This is a genomic window from Achromobacter spanius, assembly GCF_003994415.1.
Lineage (GTDB): Bacteria > Pseudomonadota > Gammaproteobacteria > Burkholderiales > Burkholderiaceae_B > Achromobacter > Achromobacter spanius_C.
On record NZ_CP034689.1, the window covers coordinates 5,820,591 to 5,840,348 of the forward strand.

Here is a 19,758-nt window from a genome sequence, read left to right on the forward strand (position 1 = left end):
ACCCGACGATTTCTCGTCGGGGAATCCCTGCACACACAACACAGCTTGCTCAGTTCGAATACACCTTGATCTGGTCGCTTTTCAGCACGTCCGGGGTCAGGTTCTTTTCAATCCAGCCCATCGACGTGTCTTCCACGCCCGGGGTTACCAGCTCCGCCGGCACGATCGTAATGTCGGCAAGCACCTTGAACGGATATTTGTCGCTCTTCTTGGTCACGCCGAACAACTGCGCTTCCAGGGCCTGGCCGTCGGCGCGGTGCATTTTGACTTCGCGGCCGTAGCCTTTGAAGTTCACGTCGTGCATGGCGGCGGCCACTTGTTCCACGGTGGGCCAGGCACCGCCGTTGTCCTTGATGGCTTTTTCGTAGCCGGCTTTCAGGCCTTGAAGCGCTTGCGCCATGTGGTAGACCGAATAGATCGGATACGCGCCCGTCTTGTCGTGGAATTTCTTCACGAAAGCCTGGTGCTGCGGGTCGTCCTTGGTTTCCGGGTGCAGGAAGTAGTGGTCGCCGCGCGCGCCGACGTAGACGCCTTCGGGCAAGGCGTTGCCCAGGCGTTCCAGCGAGCTTTCGGCCAGCGACAGCACGAAGGTGGAGTTCTTGAACAGGTTGCGTTGCGAGGCCTGGCGCACGAAGTTGTCCAGGTCGCCGCCCCACGAAGTGGACACGATGACGTCGGGGCGCAGGGCTTGCAGGCGGCTGATTTCGGTGGAGAAGTCGGCGGCGCCGAACTTGGGGAACATCTCGGCCACGACCTTCACATCAGGCTTGAACTTCTTCAGGGCGGCCATGAAGATGTCACGCGAATCGCGGCCCCAGGCGTAGTCCTGGTTGACGATGGCAATCGTCTTGAAGTCGGGCTTGACCTTCATCAGGTACAGCACCTGCGCGACCATTTCCGTGGTGGCGTTGGCTTGGGTACGCACCACGTACTTGTACTTCTTGCCTTCCAGGGCCTTTTCCGTGCCGCAGTCCCACATCACGTTCAGCACTTTCAGGTCTTCGGCGACGGGGGCCACGATGTTGCAGTTGCCGCTGGAAATGGCGGACAGCATCACGCGGGTGCCGCCTTCGGCCAGGCGGCGGTATTCGGACAGCAGCTTTTCACCGCCGCCGCCTTCGTCGATGTAGCTGGGCACGATCTTGACGCCGTCGATACCGCCCGCGGCGTTGAGATCCTGGATGAGGATTTCGGCCGCATCGCGGGCGGGCACGCCGAACACCGAGGCCGAGCCCGACAGGAAGGTCGAGATGCCGATGTTCAGTTCCTTGGGCTTGTCGGCTGCGCTAGCCAGGGCCGCGAAGCCGGACAGCACGGTGGCGCCTAACAGGGCGGCGAGTCTTGAGGTTTTCATGGTCTTGTCTCCAGTGTTGTAGTCGGGTCTATGCCCTTAGAAAACGATGGCGTCGCGCAGGCTGCCGCCGGTGGCGAGGTGATCGAACCCCTCGTTGATCTGGTCCAGCGAAAATGATTTGCCCATCATCCTGTCCACCGGCAAGCGGCCGGCTTTGTACAGATCGATGTAGCGGCCGATGTCGATGGCGGGCACGCCCGACCCCAGGTAGCTGCCGCGTATGTCGCGCTCTTCGCCCACCATCTGCGAGAGCGACAACGGGAAGCTGAACTTGGGGTTGGGCAGACCCGACGTCACGGTGGCGCCGCCGCGCCGGGTCAGCTTGTAGGCGGTCTCGAACGCGGGCACGGCGCCCGCCATGTCAAAGCCGTAGTCCACGCGGCCGCCTGCCAGGTCGAACAGGTCGTCGTCGGTCTTTACCTGCTTGGGGTTGACCACGTGGGTGGCGCCCAGCTCTTTGGCCAGGGCGAGTTTTTCGTCGCTGAGATCGACGGCGACGACGCGCCGCGCGCCTGCCGCAACCGCCGCCAGCAAGGCCGACAAGCCGACGCCGCCCAGCCCGACGATGGCGGCGGTGTCGCCGGCCTTGATGCGCGCCCGGTTCAGCACCGCGCCCGCGCCGGTCAGCACGGCACAGCCGAACAGCGCGGCCTCGCGGTGGCTGAGTTCAACGTTGACCTTCACGCAGGAACGACGCGACACCACGGCGTATTCGGCAAAGCAGGACACGCCGGTGTGGTGGTTCAGGTATTCGTCGCCGATGTGCAGGCGGCGGTCGCCACCCAGCAAGGTGCCTTGCGTATTGGCGGCGGCGCCGGGTTCGCACAGCGCGGGGCGGCCTTCCATGCAGGGGTTGCAGCAGCCGCAGCTGGGCACGAACACCATGGCCACGTGATCGCCGGGTTTCAGATCGGTAACGCCAGGGCCGGTCTCGACCACTTCGCCCGATGACTCATGCCCCAACACGATCGGCACGCCGCGCGGGCGGTCGCCGTTGATGACCGACAAATCGGAATGGCACAGGCCGGCCGCCTTGATGCGTACCAGCACTTCGCCCGTGCCGGGCGGGTCCAGTTCGACCTCGGTAATGGCCAATGGCTGGGTCTGAGCGTAGGGGCCAGGCACCCCTACGTTACGCAACAACGCCGCTTTGATCTTCATACCGTGCGTCCGCCGTCCACGGGGAACTCCACGCCGGTGATGAACTCCGCCGCGTCGCTGGCCAGAAACAACGCCGCCGCCGCCACGTCCGACGGCTGGCAGAAGCGGCCCAGCGGAATGGTGGACACGAACTTGGCGCGGTTCTCGGGCGTGTCGGGCAAGCCCATGAACAGTTCGAACATGCCGGTGATGCCCATCACAGGGCAAATCGCGTTGACCCGGATGCCGTCGGGGCCAAGTTCCACGGCCATGGACTTGGACAGCACGTTGACCGCGCCTTTGGACGCGTTGTACCAACTGAGGCCGGGGCGCGGGCGGATGCCGGCGGTGGACCCCACGTTCAAAATCACGCCGCGCTTTTGCTTGCGCATCACGGGCACCACGGCCTGCGCCATGTGATAGATGGACTTCACGTTGATCTCGAACATGCGGTCGAACATGGCCTCGTCCACGTCCAGCATGGGCTGGTTCTTGTGGGTGATGGCGGCGTTGTTGACCACGATGTCGACCGACCCGAATTGCTCCAGGCACATGCGCACCACGTTATCGATGTCGGCGCGGCTGGACACGTCGGCCTTTACGGCCAGCGCGGCCGCGCCCACTTCGCCGGCCACGCGGTCGGCGGCTTCCTTGTTGATGTCGGCGATGACGACCTTGGCGCCTTCCTTGGCGTACAGCTTGACGATGCCTTCACCGAAACCGCTGCCCCCGCCCGTGACGATGGCGACCTTACCCTGCAACTGACTCATGACTGGACTCCGTAGATGGCGTGGCGATCATTCGCCGTAGAACTGGATCAACGTTTTCGTGGTGCTCATTTCTTCCAGGGCGATAAAGCCCTTCTCGCGCCCGTGGCCGCTTTTCTTGACGCCGCCAAACGGCAGTTCAACGCCGCCACCCGCGCCAAAGCCGTTGATGTAGACCTGGCCGCATTTGATGGCGCGCGCCACGCGCTGCTGGCGTCCGCCGTTCTCGGTCCAGACCGCGCCCAACAGGCCGTAGTCGGTGGCGTTGGCCAAGCGGATGGCGTCGGCTTCGGTGTCAAAGGGCAGCGCCACCAGCACCGGCCCGAAGATCTCTTCGGTCAGCAGGCTGCTGTCATGCGAGGGCGCGGAGAACAACGTGGGCTTCACGAAGTAGCCGCCCTTGGGCACGCCATCGGCAATGCCGCCTTCGGCCGCCACAGTCAGGCCGTCGGCCAGGCCCTTGGCGATGTAGCGGTTCACGCGGTCGAATTGCGCCTTGTTGACGACGGGGCCGCAGGTCAGGTCCATGTCGGGCGTGCCGGCGCGCACCTTGGAAAATTCATCGGCCAGCGCCTTCATGAACTCGGCGTAGACGCCGCGTTGCACCAACAGGCGGCTGCCCGCCGTGCAGGTCTGGCCGGTGTTGTGGACGATGCCCTTCACGATGGCGGGGATGGCCGCCTTGGTATTGGCGTCATCGAACACGATGTGCGCCGACTTGCCGCCTAGCTCCAGCACGCACTTGACCGCGTTGACGGCGGCAGCCTGCTGGATCAGCACGCCCACTTCGTTCGACCCGGTGAAGGTGATGAAGTTGATGTCGGCGTGGCGCGACAGGCTGGCGCCCGCCTCTTCACCCAGGCCCGTCACGATGTTCAGCGCGCCCGCCGGAAAGCCCACTTCCAGGGCCAGTTCGGCCACGCGGATGATGGACAGGCAGGCGTCTTCGGCCGGCTTGACCACGCTGGCGTTGCCCATGGCCAGGGCCGGCGCCACGCTGCGGCCGAACATCTGCGCCGGGTAGTTCCATGGAATGATGTGGGCGGTGACGCCCAGCGGTTCGCGAATTAGCTGAACCGAATAGTCCTTCTGAAAAGGAATGGTCTGGCCATGGACCTTGTCGGCCGCGCCGCCGTAGAACTCGAAGTAGCGCGCCAACACGGTGATGTCGCCGCGCGCGGTGGACATGGGCTTGCCGGTATCACGCGATTCCAGCTGGGCCAGTTCTTCGTGGTGCGCCAAGACGGATTCACCCAGACGCAGCAGCAGGCGGCCCCGCTCCAACGCCGTCATGTGGCCCCAATCGCCATCCAGCGCGGCGCGCGCGGCCTGCACGGCGGCATCGACGTCGGCCTGCTGGCCGCGCGGAATGGTGGTGAACACCTCGCCGTCCACGGGCGACACCACGTCGATGGTGCGCCCGTCCCGGGCGTCAACCTGGCGGCCGTTGATAATCATCTGCGTCATGCAATGTCTCCGGTAGTCAATTCAAGGTGATCGAGCCGCGCTCGATCGTCCATATCTGGTCAGGGATGCCGCCCAGCAGCTTCACGTTGGATTCGGTGATGACCACGCACAACTCCGGCTGCAATTCCTTCAGGCGTTCCAGCGCTTCGGTGTAGTCGCGCGCGAGCTTGGGGGCCAGGCCCTGGAAGGGCTCGTCCAGCATCAGCAAGCGGGTGCCGACCATGATGGCGCGCGCCAGCGCCACCATCTTTCCCTGGCCGCCCGACAAGGCCGAGCCCGAGCGGCCCAGCATGGGTTCCAGTTGCGGCACCACCTTCAAGACCGTCTGGAGTCGGGCCGCGATGTCCGTCTTGGACTGGCCTTGCACCTCGCAAGGCAGGTTCAGGTTTTCTTGCACGGTCATGGTGGGGAAGATCACGCGGTCTTCGGGCGCGTAACCCACTTTCAACGCGGCGCGCTTGTGGCCGGGCATGGCGCTGAGGTCGGCGCCGTCAAACATGATCTTGCCCGACTTGATCTTGGTCAGGCCCATGATGGTGCGCAGCAGCGTGGTCTTGCCCGCGCCGTTGCGGCCGACGATGCCGATGGTCTTGGACGCGTCGAAGCTGGCGCTGACGTCGCGCAGGATGCGGTTGCCGGCCAGGTCTACGTTGATGTCGGATAGGTTCAGCATGACTCAGGCCCCCAGCACTTCGCTTTTGATCTGCGGGTTGTTCAGGACTTCGTCCGGCGTGCCATCGGCCGCCACCTTGCCCGCGATCCAGGCGGCCACGCGCGTGGCGTAACGCGACACGATGTCCACGTCGTGCTCCACGAACCAGCTGGTCACGCGGCGTTCGTCCAGCGCATGCATCACGGTTTCCATCAAGGCGAATTTGTCTTCGGACGCCACGCCGCTGGTGGGCTCGTCCATGATCAACAGCTTGGGGCGCAGCGCCAGCGCCATGGCCACATCCAGCAGCTTGCGCTTGCCTTCGGGCAGTTCAATGGACGCTTCGTCGGCTTCGGGCAAGAGGCCCACCAGGTCCAGCGTGGCGTCCACTTCCTTGTCGTCGATGGTGCTTTCCAAAGAGCGGAACCAGCTCAGTTCCTTGTTGCGGCGCGCAGCGGCAATCTGCACGCACTGGCGCACGCTGTGCTCGGTGAACAACTGCGGCAGCTGGAACGAACGGCCCAGCCCCAGGCGCACGATCTTGCGCGGGGCCATGGCCGTGACGTCGCGCCCGTCGAAGTACACCTTGCCTTTGGAGGGCGCCAGGTAGCCGGTGCAGATGTTGATGAAGGTGGTCTTGCCCGCGCCGTTCTGGCCAATGACGGCCAGGCGTTCGCCTTCATGCAATTCAAAGTTGATGTTGTCGGCCGCGATCACGCCGCCGAAGGACAGATGCAGGTCGGTGGTTTGAATAAGAGGTTTCATTTTCAGTTCCTGGCCGGCGATTGCGTAGCGGCGGAAACACGCGCCTGCAAGGCGGCGTTGGCGCCGGCTCGGGCCCGAGCTTGGTCGCGTTTTTTCGTGGCGACGCGCTGCATGATCTGGCCGACAAAGCCGGTGGGGAACATGAAGATCACCAGGATCAGCGTCAGGCCCAGCAAGAACTGCCACAGACCAGGGAAGTACGCGGCCGACACCAGCTTCACGGTTTCAAAACCCACCGCCCCCAGGAACGCGCCGGCGGCATGCCCGGCCCCACCCAGAATCGTGATGAACACGAATTCGCCCGACCGCAGCCACGAGCCGATTTCCGGCGTAACCAGGCCCTGCATCAACGCCAGGATCGCACCTGAAAACCCCACCACCACGGCCGACAGCAGATAGCCCTTCCACATGATGAAGTAAGCGGAAAACCCCAGGTACTCAATGCGCGTTTCGTTCGTCTTGATGGCCGCCAGCGCCTGGCCGCTGCCCGACCGAAAATAACGCTGCACCCACCAGGCCAGCACCAGCGATACGACCAGCGTCAGCACCAGCAAGGCGCGTTCGAATGCATCGCGCTCCATCAGCACGCCAGCGATGGCGGGCCGCACGATGCGCATGCCGTCCGAGCCGCCTGTCAGGGTGTAGAGCTTGCCCAGCAGCGCAAACAACACCATGCTTAGCGCCAGGTTCAGCATGCCGAAGAAGATGCCGCGATACCGCACCACGAAGAGGCCGATCACAATGGCGGCCAGGAAGCTGGCCACGATACCGGCCAGTATCAGCACCAGCGCATCGGCGCCCGGCATGGCGCGCGCCAGAAAGGCCACCGTGTAGGCCGAGATGCAGGAATACATGGCGTGGCCGAACGAGATCTGGCCGGCGCGGGCCATCACCGACACGCCTAAAGCGGCAATGGCGTAGGTCAGGCCGATGACGATCGGCGTGATGGTCCACGAATAGGTATAGCCAAGCAATAGCGTGGCCAGCGCGGCCACGAGGCTGAGTACGACGACTTTCATCAGATCCTCCGGGCTTGGGCGACGGTGAACAAGCCATGCGGCCGGATGATCAGCACCAGCACCATGATGATGTACGGCACCGCCACTTCAAGTTCAGGCGCGGCGTAGACGGCAATGGAGCGCATGACGCCAATCAGCAATGCGGCAATCAGCGCGCCGGTAATCTGCCCCAGGCCCGCCGTGGCGACGACAGCGAACGACAGCACGGTCATGTCGGTGCCCGCGCCCGGCACCAGCGACGTGGTGGGCGCGGCCATCGCGCCGCCCAGCGCGCCCAGAATGGTCGCGATCACGAAGGTGACGTAGCCGATCTTCTTGGCGTTGATGCCCAGCGACGTGGCCACTTCACGGTTGTGCGTGGTGGCCACCGTCTGCTTGCCCAGCTTGGTGTGGCGCAGGAAGAATTCCAGGCACACGTAGGCCAGCACGGCGGTCACCGGCACCACCACCAGTTGGTAAGTGGTGTAGGTGATGTCACCGATTTCGATATTGCCCAGGCGGTTGACGACTTCGCTGGCGCTATAGGGCTGCGCGCCCCACAGCAGGCGCTGAATGTCTTCCAGCATCAGGAAGCCGCCAAAGGTGATCAGCAGCTTCAGAATGGGGTCGTAATTTTGCGCACGGCGGATCAGCACGAATTCCATGATGCTGCCCAAGGCCAGGCCCACCGCGATGGCGGCCACGAACAAGGCGGCGAACAGCAGGAAGGGGGAATCGGTCTTGGGCGCCAGGAACATGACGAGGCTGGCCGCGGCATAGCCACCGAAGGCGTAGAAGGCGCCATGGGCGACATTCAAGATGCCCATCACGCCGAACACCAGGGTTAGTCCCATCGACACCAGGAACAGCAGACTGGCGTACGCCACGCCATCCACCAAGGCGAGAGGCAGTAGATCCAAGGTCAAGCGTCTTCTCCCAATCCGCTAAGCACCTGCCGCGCGGGCGATGCGTTGCCTTGGCAACGTGCGTCCCCAGCACGGTGGTACGGGCATGTCGCCCGGGACGCGCATGGCGCGCCCTTGTCTCGTTATGGACCTTGCCGTGCCTGTTTCCGATGCAATACGGATCAGGCCGGAAGGCGTTTATATGGACGGGTGTGATGGCTGGCAATGCCCGCTTTTCGTACTCGTCCGATGTGGAAAAGAAGTATAGGGATGCGCGTTTTCAGCGCCTATTTATCTTTGTGCAAGCCGGGTTTCACAAGCGATAGAGTGGCCGTTGAAGGCGTGCTTATCGTCTGCGGGTTTACCTGGATCGCTGCCAAAGGCGCCCGCGTCTGGTAATTGGGGATGATGCGCAGATGCGGCTCGTCGGGCAATTGCACATAACGGCCTAGGCCATCCGGCGTAAGCGCCCCCACGTCCATACGGGCCAGCGCGGCGCCGTTGGCGTCGTCGATGGCGATACGCAGCGCGGGTGGGTTCAATCCATAGGATTCGTCCGCATGCGGGTTCAGGATGCGGTCGCTGCGCGCGTGCGAGAACAAGTTCAGAAAGTCGGCAGCGTCGAAGTTGGCGGCGGCGGGCGTCGCTACCCAGCCTTGCGCGCCGCGTTGCAGCGTCAACGTCTGCTTTGATGCCTGCGCGGATGCGGGGATCTCCAAGGTGATGCGGGCCGCTTGCTCCGCGTTCCAGGCATACAGGCGCGCGGGCTTGCCGGTATCGTCGTGCAGATGCGTGTGGCCGCCATGCATGGCGGGCGACTCCCCGGCTTCATGCCACTGCCACGCCGACAGCGCCACCCCAGCCGCCAGCAGCATTGGCCACGCAAGGCGAAGGCAATGCCGACGGCGAAGGCCACCGCCTATGCTCGCCGCGTTCATCGCCCCGTTCATCGCCGCCTCCACCACAGCAACAAGCCCGTCATCAACGCCAGCAGCGGCAAGACCACGGTGCTGGTCCAGAACACCGTACGCATCTGGCGGTTGGTAAGTTCGACGCGGCGGTTCTCATAATGGCGCGGGCGGATCGTCAGCAAGGCGTCTTCGCCAGCCAGCAGCGTGACCGCGCTGGTGAAGAGCGCGCCGTTGCCCAGGGTGGCGAAATGGCGGTTGGTCGCAAAGTCGCTATCGCCCGCCACCAGCAAGGTCGGCCGCGCCGATCCGTCCGCGCTGGCGGCTTGCGCGTTGCGCGTGGCCAGCGCCATCAGGGTGTAGCGCGACCCGGGCTGGCCCGGCAGATGCGCCTGCGCGGACGTCTGCGCCAAGGGCGTCACGGTCACGCCCGGGGGCAGGCTGTCGCCCGCGGGCTCCAGCACAGCCGCGCCGGGAAAAAAGCTTAATGACAGGCCGCGCGTCATCTTGTGGCGGGTGTAGTCGCTAACCGCCGGGCTACCGGCGTCGTTGCGATAGTGGCTGCCCGGGTCCACCAACGCACCGGCAGGCCGCGCAATGCCGAAGTCGGCCAGCAAGGCGTCCAGGCCATGCTGCGTGTCGGGCTCCAGCAGCAGCAAGGTCTTGCCGCCAGCAGCGGTCCAGCGGCGCAGCGCCTGCGTGTCGTCCGCGCCGAAGGGCGTGCGCGGGCCGGCCGCCACCACCACGGCGCAGGCCGGCAGCGCTTGCGCCAGGCTGCCCGCGTTCACGGCGCGGGTGCCAAAGCCCAGCGTCTGCAAGGCATTGCGCGCCATCGCCATGCCGTGCTGCTCATGCACTTCGACACGCGCCACCAGGTTTTCGTCGTCGCCGTGGTCTTCCAGATCGTCCAGCGACGTCAGGCTGTCCAGCATGGCTTCGCGATGCCCTTGCGTGAAGCACACCGTTTGCGCGCCCTGCTGGCTGATGCGGATCAGTGCGTTGGTGAAGTCGGTTTCGGTGCCGCCGTTGATCGTCATTTTGCGGCTGTCGGCGGCCAGCACCGCGCTGCCCGCGAACTGGATGCCGGCTTCGCGCGCCTCGGCCGGGCGCAGCGCCGGGTCCACGCCGCGCACGCGGATCAGCGGGTTGGCGTGCTCGTACTGGCGCAGCAGTTCCAGCGCATCCACCATGCTTTTGTTGCGCAGGTCGTAGAACCAGGTCACGTCCACAGGCTGCTTGATCTGGCGCGCCACCTCCAGGCTTTCGGGCGACAGGCTGTAGAGCCGTTGCGCGGTCAGGTCCCAACGGCCCAGATGTCGGGATGCCCACAAGTTCAGCGCCAGCAGCAAGGCCGCTACCGCCAGCACGGGCAGCCATAGCCACAGCCGTCTGCCCGCGCGGCGCAAGCCGGGGTGGCCGTTCATCGCAGCCTCCAGCGCTTCAGGTTGACGGCCGCGATCATCAGCGCCAGCACCGCCACGCTGGCAAGCGTCACCGTGGCGGGCCCAGGCAGCACGCCGCGAATAAAGTCCACATGCTGCGCCGACAAGGACAGCGCCTGGAATAACGGCGACAAGGCCGGGAAGGCATCCAGCGCGGCCGGGTAATCCATGAACCACAGCAACACCAAGATGCCCCAGGTGGCGCTGGCCGCCACGATCTGGTTCGAGCAGGCGCTGGACACGGCAATGCCTATCGCCAGGAACAGCGCGCCGTACAGGAACACGCCGATGTAGCCGCCCACGATGGGTCCGTAGTCAGGCTGCCCATACCAGGCCAGCGGCAGCACGGCGGCGCTCGTGCCCGCCAGCATCAAGGCCAGCACGGTCAGCCCCGCCGCGTACTTGGCTGCCACCAGCGTTGCGTCCGACAAGGGCAAGGTCAGCAGCAATTCCAGCGTGCCTTGGCGCGCCTCTTCCGCAAACGCGCGCATGCTGACCAGCGGCATCACCAGGATCAGCAGGATGGTCATGTTGTGAAACGCCGTCACCATTTGCCCGGTGCTGACGAAGAACAGATTGAAGCTGAACAGGTAGCCCGACAGCGCCCAGAACACGGCCACCACCACCAGCGCCACGGGCGAGCCGAAGTCGGTGCGCAGCTCTTTTCGGTACAAGGCAAGAAAGCCCTTCATGCGCGCCTCCGCAACACCGGATCATTTGGCGCCAGCGCCGCCAGCAGGCGGGTTTCGACGGCGTCGCGCAAGGACAGCACGGCGCGCACCTGGGCATGCGCCAGCACAATGCGCAGCACCTGGTCGCACACGGCGCCTGGCTGTTCACCACCACTGGCGGTGTTCCAACTGATGCGCCACTTGCTCAGCCCGGCGTCCAGCACCGTGGCGTCCACCGCGTGCACGCCCGGGCAGGCCGACAAGGCGGTATGCAAGGCCGCGTGGCCCGACATGGGCAAGGCCAGTTGCAATTGCAGCGCCGACTGCGCCTGGCCCAAGGCTGCGTCTTCCACCAGATGGCCTTGGCGCAGGATGGCGATGCGGGTGCACAGGGCTTCCACCTCTTGCATGAGGTGGCTGCTGAACACCACCGCGCGCCCTTCGGCGCAGCGGCGGATCATGGCGCGTGCTTCCACGATCTGCACCGGGTCCAGGCCGTTGGTGGCTTCGTCCAGCAGCAGCACGGGCGGATCATTCAGCACGGCTTGCGCCAGCCCCACCCGTTGCCGCTGGCCCTTGGACAGGCGGCCGATGGCGCTGCCGGCAACGGCTTGCAAGTCGAAGCCGTCGATGGCGCGTTCAATGGCCTGGCGACGCGCGCGCGCCCCGCCGGCCACCTTTACGCCCGCGCCAAACTCCAGGTACTGCATGACGGTCAGCGCGTCGTACAGCGGCGCGCGTTCGGGCAGATAGCCGATGTCCGCATTGCCCCGGCCTGGGGCGGGTTCCTGGCCGCGCACGGTGACGCGGCCACTGTCGGGGGTGTAGAACCCGGCCATCAGGCGCAGGGTGGTGGTCTTGCCGCTGCCGTTCGGCCCCAACAGGCCCACGATTTCCCCGGGCGCCACGGAAAGGCTCAGGGAATGCAGGACCTGCCGGGGCCCGAACGACTTGCAGACCTGATGCAAAGCAACAGCCGGCTGCATGGGATGCCTTGGGTCGAAGTGGCGGGGTCGGGATTGCCCGGGTCGGTGTTGGGGCCAGCGCCTTAGTCAAAGACCTTGGTCTTGGCGTTCTGCGCATGCTGCTCGGCGTCGTGGCTATACCAGAGCTGCCCCTGGCGCGCATCGCGTATCTGCTTGAGCCGGTCGATAGCCTGCATCGACGCCGCCGTGTTCCAGGTGATGCCCGGAATGACGCCGGCCTCGTTTTCAGCGGTATAGATGGCGTCAGCCGCCAGCAGCACCGTGCCGGTATTCTTCAGTTTCACTTGCAAGGACTGGTGGCCCTGCGTGTGGCCCTTGGTGTCCAGCAGCACGATGGTGCCGTCGCCAAACAGGTCGAAGTCGCCTTCCACCTGGATGAAGTCGTAGTCGCGCGTGGTGTCGAAGTCTTTCATGACATAGGCGGCGCGCTGGAATTTTTCGGGCCACCAGGCGGCGCGCAGCTCGGCTTTTTGCACCACATGCTTGGCCTTGGGGAACATCTTGATATTGCCGGCGTGGTCCAGGTGGAAGTGCGAATACACCACGTACTTCACGTCGCTGACGTCAAAGCCCGCGGCCTTCAACTGGCGGTCGATGACTTCGTCGCGGCCCTGGATGGAATTGAAGGCGCCGCACAGGCCCTGCCCCCAGTAGTTGGCGCAGTTGCCGTCGGCGGTGGCCTGGTTCATGCCGGTATCGAACAGGACCAGCCCGCGCGGATGCTGAATGACATAGGCGGGCACGGGGATCTTGATCTTGGTGCCCACGTCGACCATGGCGGTCATGAAGCCTTTGTCCAGCTCGATCTTGCCCACGGACAGCTGCATCAGCTTGACGTCGGGCGGCGCATCGGCGGCCTGCGCGCCCGCCCCCGCCATGATCGCCATCGCCCCCAACACACCTGCAACGCTCTTCCAGCTCTTGCTCATTGTCGTCTCCTCGAACCAACATGGATGACCGCCACCACGTGGCAACGGTCGATAGCAAGCCACCCGGTGTGTCCCGGATTTCTTTCGATAGGGTTTTGCTGTGCGGGGTTGATGGCGCGGCGGATCGGTTCGCCGACCAGGACGGCATCTGACGGCCGTTTTCTCTGTTGCGCACTCTGACGCAGCACCGCGTGGCTGCCAATTAAGGATTTATTAAGCTGGGCTTCACGGCGGCTGAACGGGTAGCAACCCTAGTCGCTATTCCGGCCCCAAGACGCGGCCTGAGTAAAATTCGAGCGTCTCCCCTCCGCCCACCCGCCATGCTCCGTCCCTATTCGCTGTTGACCGGCGCCTTGACCCTGGCCGCCATACTGGCTTGCGGCGCCGCACAAGCCGCCAGCGGCCCCTGCCCCGAAGCTGCCGGCATCGTGCGCGCCGTCTACAACAACACCGACAAGCCCGACGCCCAAGGCCGCATTCGCCTTGCGGAAGGACACGCCATCGTCACGCTCTCCGATGCCGATGTAGGCGCGCCGTTTGCCGTGGCCTGCAAGGTCTGGCCCGCCAACCCGGATCTGTTGCTGGTGGCGGTGCCCTTGATGCAGGACACGCCCGACCCCGAGAACGGCCACGTTGGCGACCTGGACGTGCTGGTGCTGGACAAGCAGACGCTAGAAGTGCGCCAACGGCGCAGGCTGGTGGACCTGATGTCGGACGATGCCGTGCGCATCGTCGGGCTGGCGTTCGACACGGCGCGCTATGACGTGGCGGCCGACCAGCGCGCCTTCGGCATCCGGATCGAACGCGAGGGCGCATCGCGCGCCAACCCCTTCGACGAGACCAGCCTGCGCCTGTTCACCGTGCATGCAAACGAATTGCGCCTGGTGCTGGACGGCATGATCGTCAACCACTCGTCCGGCGAATGGGACACCACCTGCGCGGGCGAATTCTCGGAAATCGCCGTCAGCCTGGCGATAGGCGACACGCAACGCCGTGGCTACCGCAACCTGATCGCCACCGAATCGTACTCGGCCAGCCGCGCTTCGGTGCAGCAAGGCGGCTGCGAGGAAAAAACCATCAAGCAAGGCAAGACCCGCCACACCCTGTCGTTTGACGGCAAGCGCTACCGCATCCCCAAGGCGCTGCGATCCATGGATCGGGATACCGCTGGATAAGCACGATTTATATCGCTGGTTTCTGAAAAGGCCGGCATCAGCCGAGCATGCTCGATAACGTCCCGCCTTCGATGTTCAATATTTCTTAGTCGTCCTATAGCCATACCCTGAATCGCTGTCCAAGATGTGCCGCATGACGCACTCAATGGGGGGCATCGTGAGTCACAAACACGACTTTCGATTCAGCTTTGGCATCGTAGGCGGCATGGACTTTGAAGTGGTCGAGTTCACCCTGGACGAGGGCTTGTCCGAGCCCTTTCGGTTGGACCTAGCTCTGGCCAGCCATGAATCATCAGTGGACTTCGGCCTGGTGCTGGATCAGGCAGCGTTGCTGACCATCTGGCATCAAGGCATCCCGGTACGCTACGTACACGGCGTGGTCTCGCGCTTTGAGCAAGGCACCACCGGCTTTCGCCGAACCCGCTACCGCGCCACCGTCGAACCGCTATTGGCACGCGCGGGGCTGTGTTCAGACTGGCGCATCTTCCAGCACCTGTCCGTACCCGAAATCCTGCAAGCGGTGCTTAAAGAACACGGGGTCCTGGACTACGAACAAACGGTCACCCACGAACATCTGCCCCGCGAATACTGCGTGCAGGCGGGCGACACCGATCTGTATTTCCTGGAACGCCTGGCGCGCGAAGAAGGCTTCTTCCATGCCTTTCATCATCATGCCAAAGGCCACCGCCTGGTCCACAGCGACCGTCTGCATATCCACGGCAACATCGACGGCGGCCCGGTTCAGTACCAGCCTGCACCGGGTGGCGACCAAGCCGAACCGGCGTTGCGCCGCTTCACCTACGCCGAACAGGTACGCACGGCCCGCCAAACCCAACGCGACTACACCTACACGCACCCCAGGTACACGCAGGAACACAGCCGCGATGGCGTCAACCTGGACCACCAGCATCGCCACTACGAACGCTATGACTACCCGGGCCGCTACAAACGCGACGAAGCGGGCATACCGTTCACCGAGAACCGCCTGCGTGGGCTACGGCGCGATGCGCGCGTCGCCACGGTCGAAGGCGATGACCCGCGCCTGGTCCCGGGCTTGTCATTCGAACTGGAAGGCCATCCGCGCAGCGACCTGAACCAAGGCTGGCGCCCGGTACGCATGCGTCATCATGGCGTGCAGCACAGCAGCCAACAGGAAGACGGCGCCGATGCACAGCAAGGCACGCGCTATGCCTACACGGCAGAGCTTGTCTCCAAACATACGGAATGGCGTGCCGAGCCGCTGCCCAAGCCGCGCATCGACGGGCCTCAAATTGCCACCGTGACCGGGCCCAAAGGCGAAGAGATTTATTGCGACAGCTACGGGCGCGTCAAAGTGCAGTTTCCCTGGGACCGCCTGAGCCGCCACGACGAACACAGTTCGTGCTGGATCCGGGTGTCGCAAAACTGGGCCGGGGCGATGTGGGGGCACATGGCCATTCCGCGCATCGGACAGGAAGTGATCGTGAATTTTTTGGATGGCGACGTGGACCAGGCTGTCATCACGGGCCGCACCCATATGGCGCTGCAACTACCGCCTTACGAACTGCCCCGCCACAAGACGCGCATGACGATCAAAAGTCAGACCCACAAGGGCGAAGGCTACAACGAACTGCGCTTTGAAGACGAGCGCGATCAGGAAGAAATTTTCGTGCATGCGCAGCGCGATCAGAACATTCACATCAACCACGACGAAACCACCTTCGTGGGACACGACCGCAGCGAAAAGATCGAGAACGACGAAACGATCGCCATCGGCCGCGACCGCCGCGAAACCGTCACCAACGACGAGCATGTGAATATAGGCCAAGACCGCCGTCACAGCACGGGCCAGGACGACTTCCTGAACGTGGGCCGCAATCACACCATACATACGGCCAAGGACCGCACGGAAGACGTCGGCAACAGCCGTCGCGACAAGACGGCGGCCAACCACTGGACCGACATCGGCGGGTATGCCGAAACGAAGATCGAAGGGTACGACCTGCTTGAAGTGGGCCAGAAGATACACCGCAAGACCACCGTCTACGAGTTGCAGACCGGCGAGAAAGTGATCTTCAAGGGCCCTGGCGGCACCATCACCATCGACGGCTCGGGCATCACGCTGGATGGCGTCGAAATCAAGATCAAGGGGCCCCTGAGCCAGAGCAGCTCGGGCAGCGGCAGCTCACTCCAGATAGCGGGAATGCCCGCCGTGTCGCGCGACGTCGACCCGGCGGATATTCCGTTGTCAGAGTAAGGAACCGCGCAGGAGTTCATCGCAGTTCGAACCTGGGAGTAAGACGTCATGTTGATCAGCGCACCCTTCCTACGCGCCGTGCTGCAAGCCGAAGACGCGGAGAGCAATGCCTACTGGAGCCTGGGTGAAAAATCCGGCAAAGGCGCCTTTCCTGTCAGCCACCAGTTTGGCTGGCACGGCGGCGTTCACCTGGTGGCGCCGGGGTCTCCACAGAATCCTGAACCGGTGCGGGCGATTGCGGATGGCGTCGTGGTGTATGCCAGGGCCAGCGACAAACCTAAACCTGCTATCGATTCCGCCACACCGTCCAATGACCCCTTGATGTACTACAAGGGCTGGACCAGCAACGGCGTCTTGGTCCTGAAGCACGACACCGAAATCGGTGAAGGCGTCAGCGTCACGTTTTATTCCATCTATCAGCACCTGCACGCCTTGGAAAAGAACGCGGGCACAAAACTCGCCTTGAACACGGGCGACAAGGTCTACCGCAAAGAGGCCATCGCCCAGGCCGGCTACATCTACGGCGAACCCCACCGCATCCACTTCGAAATCGTGGCCGACAAGGCCAACGTAGAACGCTTGCTGGGCCGTAGCACGGGTGAACAGAAAAGCAAGGAAGGCCGACGCGACTGCGTCTGGGGCGATATTCATTTTGTGCTGCCGGCCAATACCCCGCTGTACGACACGAACCCTCGTGAGTTTCGAAGCACCTATCTCACCCGCTTATTTCAATCCGGGCAACCGGGAAGCAATGATCGCCCCGATGCCATTGCATCCTTGTTCGGCACCACCCCGGATCAGTTGTGGAAGATGAACCGCAAGTCCATTAGCGGCGCGAAGCGGGAGGGGGACGAGAAGACGTGGTTCAACTGGGTAACCGGTGCCCACCAGAATATGTTTGATCTACCCACCCCTAGCGCAACCGAAAGAACGATCTACGTGCCTGGGGTATACGGCGCACTGGCCGACCGCTTTCCTTCCGGTTCAAATCCCGACCATTGGGCGAACTGGCATGTACCGGTGGCGGCACGGACGACAGCAGAGCTAATCATCAGCATCAGCGAACAGCGCGGAGTTTTCACGGTCACTGCCCGCAACCGGCAGGGCAAGGTAACCGGCATCTTGCAAGGCGCCGCCGAGAAAAGCGAGAGTTCGTACGAGCTTTACAACACCGCCGTCAAAAACTATCCAGGTTGCCCCAGCGCGGGCTTTGAAATGCTGCGCTTTGGCCGTGTGCTGGGTCCTGATGCACCAGCGCAAAGCGATCTGTATAACGGCCGGCTGCCGCATATCCGCAGAGTCCGGCTGTCTGATGGCAGCATATTTTTTGTTGATCTGAATGCGGCGGGCGTTCGCGTCTACAGCGACGCGGACTTTCCGCACTGGCAAGGCTGGACGTTTATTGATGACGACCTGGATGGGAATAGCCGGTGTGATTCCGGCACGCTGCTGAACCTGATTGAGCCGTTGAAACCCACGCCGCATCCGCTACCGCAGGTGACAGGCGTCATAGGCGACGCGATCCACAAGGTGGCGACCGGCGCGCACGCCTTGATGCAATACCAAGACCGCCTGGCACGCGCCACCGCCAAGATTCGCACCGCGCAGGTGTCAAAGATGTTGCGCCGCTGTGTGGTGAAGATACCTACGGAATGGTCGCGTGATGATTTTGATCAGCGATGGAGTTGGTTGAAGGTCGACGACCCTGATCAACGCCCGGCGAATGTGTTGAGGACGAGTGAGTGCCTTAGCGATGAGGCGTATGGCAGGCTGAAGCGCCATCACCTGGCGCTGGCGTTTTGGGAGGAGGCGCAGGGGAAAGGCTTGGCATTGGATAGGGTGCATTACCACTTTCATCCGTTGCAGTTTATTGAGGAATTTAAGAAGTGTGGGTGGCTGAGCGCGAAGGAAATGGTCCAAATGCTGCCAGCCATCGGTTTGGGACTGACATATGAAGATGCGCTTTCAATCATTACTGTGGGGCAACACCGACAAGACAAATATGTCGTGCCCGCCGGGATGCACAGAGCTCTTAACCTGATTCGCAGGAAATACTATTTAGAAACTCCGATCCGGACAGCCCATTTCTGGGGGCAAATAGTGCAAGAGACCGACGGGTTTCAGTCGGTAAGAGAATATGCAAGCGGCGCAGCTTATGAATACAAGCCGGGCACCGGCAACACTGAGGACGGCGATGGACCACGATTTCGCGGAAGAGGCGTCATTCAGCTAACGGGACGAGCCCATTATGGACGATACGAGAAATATCGCCGAAGGAACGTAACGCACGAACCCCATCAGCTTTTGCTTGAAGAAGATGCTTATTCTGCATGTGACGCGTCCGGTTTCTACTGGATCGCAGAAAGAACTCGGGATCGGATTCCAACCCCCCCGGGCAGCGCCAAAAAATACAGGTGGTTGCCAGATGGCCTAACCAATATAAGTACAAGAGCAGATATAAAGAATTTCCAAGACTTGAGCGATGGCACACATATCGCCGCCGATGTATTGAACGTCACCTTACAAGTAAACAGAGCGGCATCACATTTACAGAACAGAATCAAATATTTTTCCCATGCGTATCAGGCCATATCGGACGACGTTCCTATCAACCTTCCAGAGGGAAGCATTCGACCATGATTAAATTAATGGCTACCTTGATGCACTTAGGTATCATCGCATTTTCTTCAAATTCGAATGCCTCTAATTCCAGAGCTCTGTTTGACCTGTCCTCAGCTTGCGGATACTCAGTGCAATCGAGTCGACCGCTAGTTATCCAAGCCGATAAATGCAGATTTTTTTATGAAGATAAGGTGAATAGCCCCGCCTTCTATGGAAGCCTTAGATCGTTCAAGACAAACGAAACCCCTTCTCCGGACTTCGTGCTACTTAAATACGTAAATGGCCGATTAAAGTCCTTAAGAGAAGATTATTACGACAACGCCCGTGACACAAAGCAGACCATTATAAAAAGGCGACACTACTCATTCCCCAGAAAAAACAATCGAGACACCACAATAATTACGCGACTTCAGGTCGACTATCTCAAAGAATCCCCTGACGCCACTGAACTGGAATCGGTTGAAGAGATATATGACTGCTGGGATGGCGTGGCTTACGGCACAACCTTTGGGGTTCAATACGCGCTCTGTTCCCTGGTCGGTCACCACAAAGATCCGCTCTTTTCGACCGCGCGCTGGCAATATCAAGTAATCAAAAGCCTCAAAATCCAATAATGACCATCCTTGAATCCAGCTTCAGCCGCCCCCCGCCCCAGCAATCGATGCCCCCCACCACCACTGGATAACCACCATTTACAAGCCGATTCGTCTCTGTGCATGCTGCCCTGTTGATCCGGCGTAG

At 62.6% G+C, this 19,758-nt stretch carries 17 protein-coding genes; 4 read left to right on the plus strand and 13 right to left on the minus strand.

Features of this window, described 5'->3' with window-relative positions; translation table 11 throughout:
- Positions 1 to 49: 49 nt before the first annotated feature.
- The 13 genes from ELS24_RS26610 to ELS24_RS26670 form a co-directional block, all read right to left on the minus strand.
- The gene (locus tag ELS24_RS26610; RefSeq protein ID WP_050449417.1) at positions 50 to 1,354 is read right to left on the minus strand and encodes an ABC transporter substrate-binding protein; all 1,305 of its coding nucleotides are present in this window, start codon (positions 1,352 to 1,354) and stop codon (positions 50 to 52) included.
- A 36-nt stretch (positions 1,355 to 1,390) separates the two neighbouring features.
- Positions 1,391 to 2,515, minus strand: coding sequence for a zinc-dependent alcohol dehydrogenase family protein (locus ELS24_RS26615; protein WP_050449416.1), 1,125 nt, complete (start codon positions 2,513 to 2,515; stop codon positions 1,391 to 1,393).
- Complete coding sequence (locus tag ELS24_RS26620; protein ID WP_127185831.1) at positions 2,512 to 3,264, minus strand: glucose 1-dehydrogenase; 753 nt, start codon at positions 3,262 to 3,264, stop codon at positions 2,512 to 2,514. Before ELS24_RS26620 ends, ELS24_RS26615 begins: the two co-directional genes overlap by 4 nt.
- Before the next feature lie 27 nt (positions 3,265 to 3,291).
- Positions 3,292 to 4,728 carry an aldehyde dehydrogenase family protein gene (locus ELS24_RS26625; protein ID WP_127185832.1) on the minus strand — a complete coding sequence of 479 codons (1,437 nt, stop codon included), beginning with the start codon at positions 4,726 to 4,728 and terminating at the stop codon, positions 3,292 to 3,294.
- Positions 4,729 to 4,744: 16 nt separating this feature from the next.
- Positions 4,745 to 5,401: an ABC transporter ATP-binding protein gene (locus ELS24_RS26630; protein ID WP_127185833.1), complete on the minus strand. Its 657-nt coding sequence runs from the start codon at positions 5,399 to 5,401 to the stop codon at positions 4,745 to 4,747.
- Between the two features lie 3 nt (positions 5,402 to 5,404).
- A complete protein-coding gene (locus ELS24_RS26635) occupies positions 5,405 to 6,145 on the minus strand; it encodes an ABC transporter ATP-binding protein (RefSeq protein WP_127185834.1) in 741 nt (246 codons plus the stop codon).
- A 2-nt stretch (positions 6,146 to 6,147) separates the two neighbouring features.
- A complete protein-coding gene (locus tag ELS24_RS26640; RefSeq protein WP_127185835.1) occupies positions 6,148 to 7,164 on the minus strand; it encodes a branched-chain amino acid ABC transporter permease in 1,017 nt (338 codons plus the stop codon).
- Complete coding sequence (locus ELS24_RS26645) at positions 7,164 to 8,069, minus strand: branched-chain amino acid ABC transporter permease (protein WP_050449410.1); 906 nt, start codon at positions 8,067 to 8,069, stop codon at positions 7,164 to 7,166. The genes ELS24_RS26640 and ELS24_RS26645 overlap by 1 nt, the downstream gene beginning before the upstream one ends.
- A gap of 266 nt (positions 8,070 to 8,335) precedes the next feature.
- Positions 8,336 to 8,923: a DUF4340 domain-containing protein gene (locus ELS24_RS26650; protein ID WP_230694487.1), complete on the minus strand. Its 588-nt coding sequence runs from the start codon at positions 8,921 to 8,923 to the stop codon at positions 8,336 to 8,338.
- 71 nt (positions 8,924 to 8,994) lie between these two features.
- On the minus strand, positions 8,995 to 10,380 hold the full coding sequence (locus ELS24_RS26655) for a GldG family protein (RefSeq protein WP_127185837.1): 1,386 nt from the start codon (positions 10,378 to 10,380) through the stop codon (positions 8,995 to 8,997).
- A complete protein-coding gene (locus ELS24_RS26660) occupies positions 10,377 to 11,090 on the minus strand; it encodes an ABC transporter permease (protein WP_050449408.1) in 714 nt (237 codons plus the stop codon). The genes ELS24_RS26655 and ELS24_RS26660 overlap by 4 nt, the downstream gene beginning before the upstream one ends.
- On the minus strand, positions 11,087 to 11,977 hold the full coding sequence (locus ELS24_RS26665) for an ABC transporter ATP-binding protein (protein WP_230694484.1): 891 nt from the start codon (positions 11,975 to 11,977) through the stop codon (positions 11,087 to 11,089). Before ELS24_RS26665 ends, ELS24_RS26660 begins: the two co-directional genes overlap by 4 nt.
- Positions 11,978 to 12,117: 140 nt before the next feature.
- Complete coding sequence (locus tag ELS24_RS26670; RefSeq protein WP_127185839.1) at positions 12,118 to 12,984, minus strand: N-acyl homoserine lactonase family protein; 867 nt, start codon at positions 12,982 to 12,984, stop codon at positions 12,118 to 12,120.
- Between the two features lie 320 nt (positions 12,985 to 13,304).
- Between ELS24_RS26670 and ELS24_RS26675 the strand changes: the two genes are divergently transcribed.
- The 4 genes from ELS24_RS26675 to ELS24_RS26690 all read left to right on the plus strand — a co-directional run bounded on the left by ELS24_RS26675 (position 13,305) and on the right by ELS24_RS26690 (position 19,631).
- Complete coding sequence (locus ELS24_RS26675; RefSeq protein ID WP_127185840.1) at positions 13,305 to 14,159, plus strand: hypothetical protein; 855 nt, start codon at positions 13,305 to 13,307, stop codon at positions 14,157 to 14,159.
- A gap of 157 nt (positions 14,160 to 14,316) precedes the next feature.
- Positions 14,317 to 16,395 (plus strand): type VI secretion system Vgr family protein, encoded by a 2,079-nt coding sequence (locus ELS24_RS26680; RefSeq protein WP_127185841.1) that lies wholly within the window; start codon positions 14,317 to 14,319, stop codon positions 16,393 to 16,395.
- Positions 16,396 to 16,443: 48 nt separating this feature from the next.
- Positions 16,444 to 19,035 (plus strand): M23 family metallopeptidase, encoded by a 2,592-nt coding sequence (locus ELS24_RS26685; protein ID WP_127185842.1) that lies wholly within the window; start codon positions 16,444 to 16,446, stop codon positions 19,033 to 19,035.
- A complete protein-coding gene (locus ELS24_RS26690) occupies positions 19,032 to 19,631 on the plus strand; it encodes a hypothetical protein (protein WP_127185843.1) in 600 nt (199 codons plus the stop codon). Before ELS24_RS26685 ends, ELS24_RS26690 begins: the two co-directional genes overlap by 4 nt.
- Positions 19,632 to 19,758 lie beyond the last annotated feature (127 nt).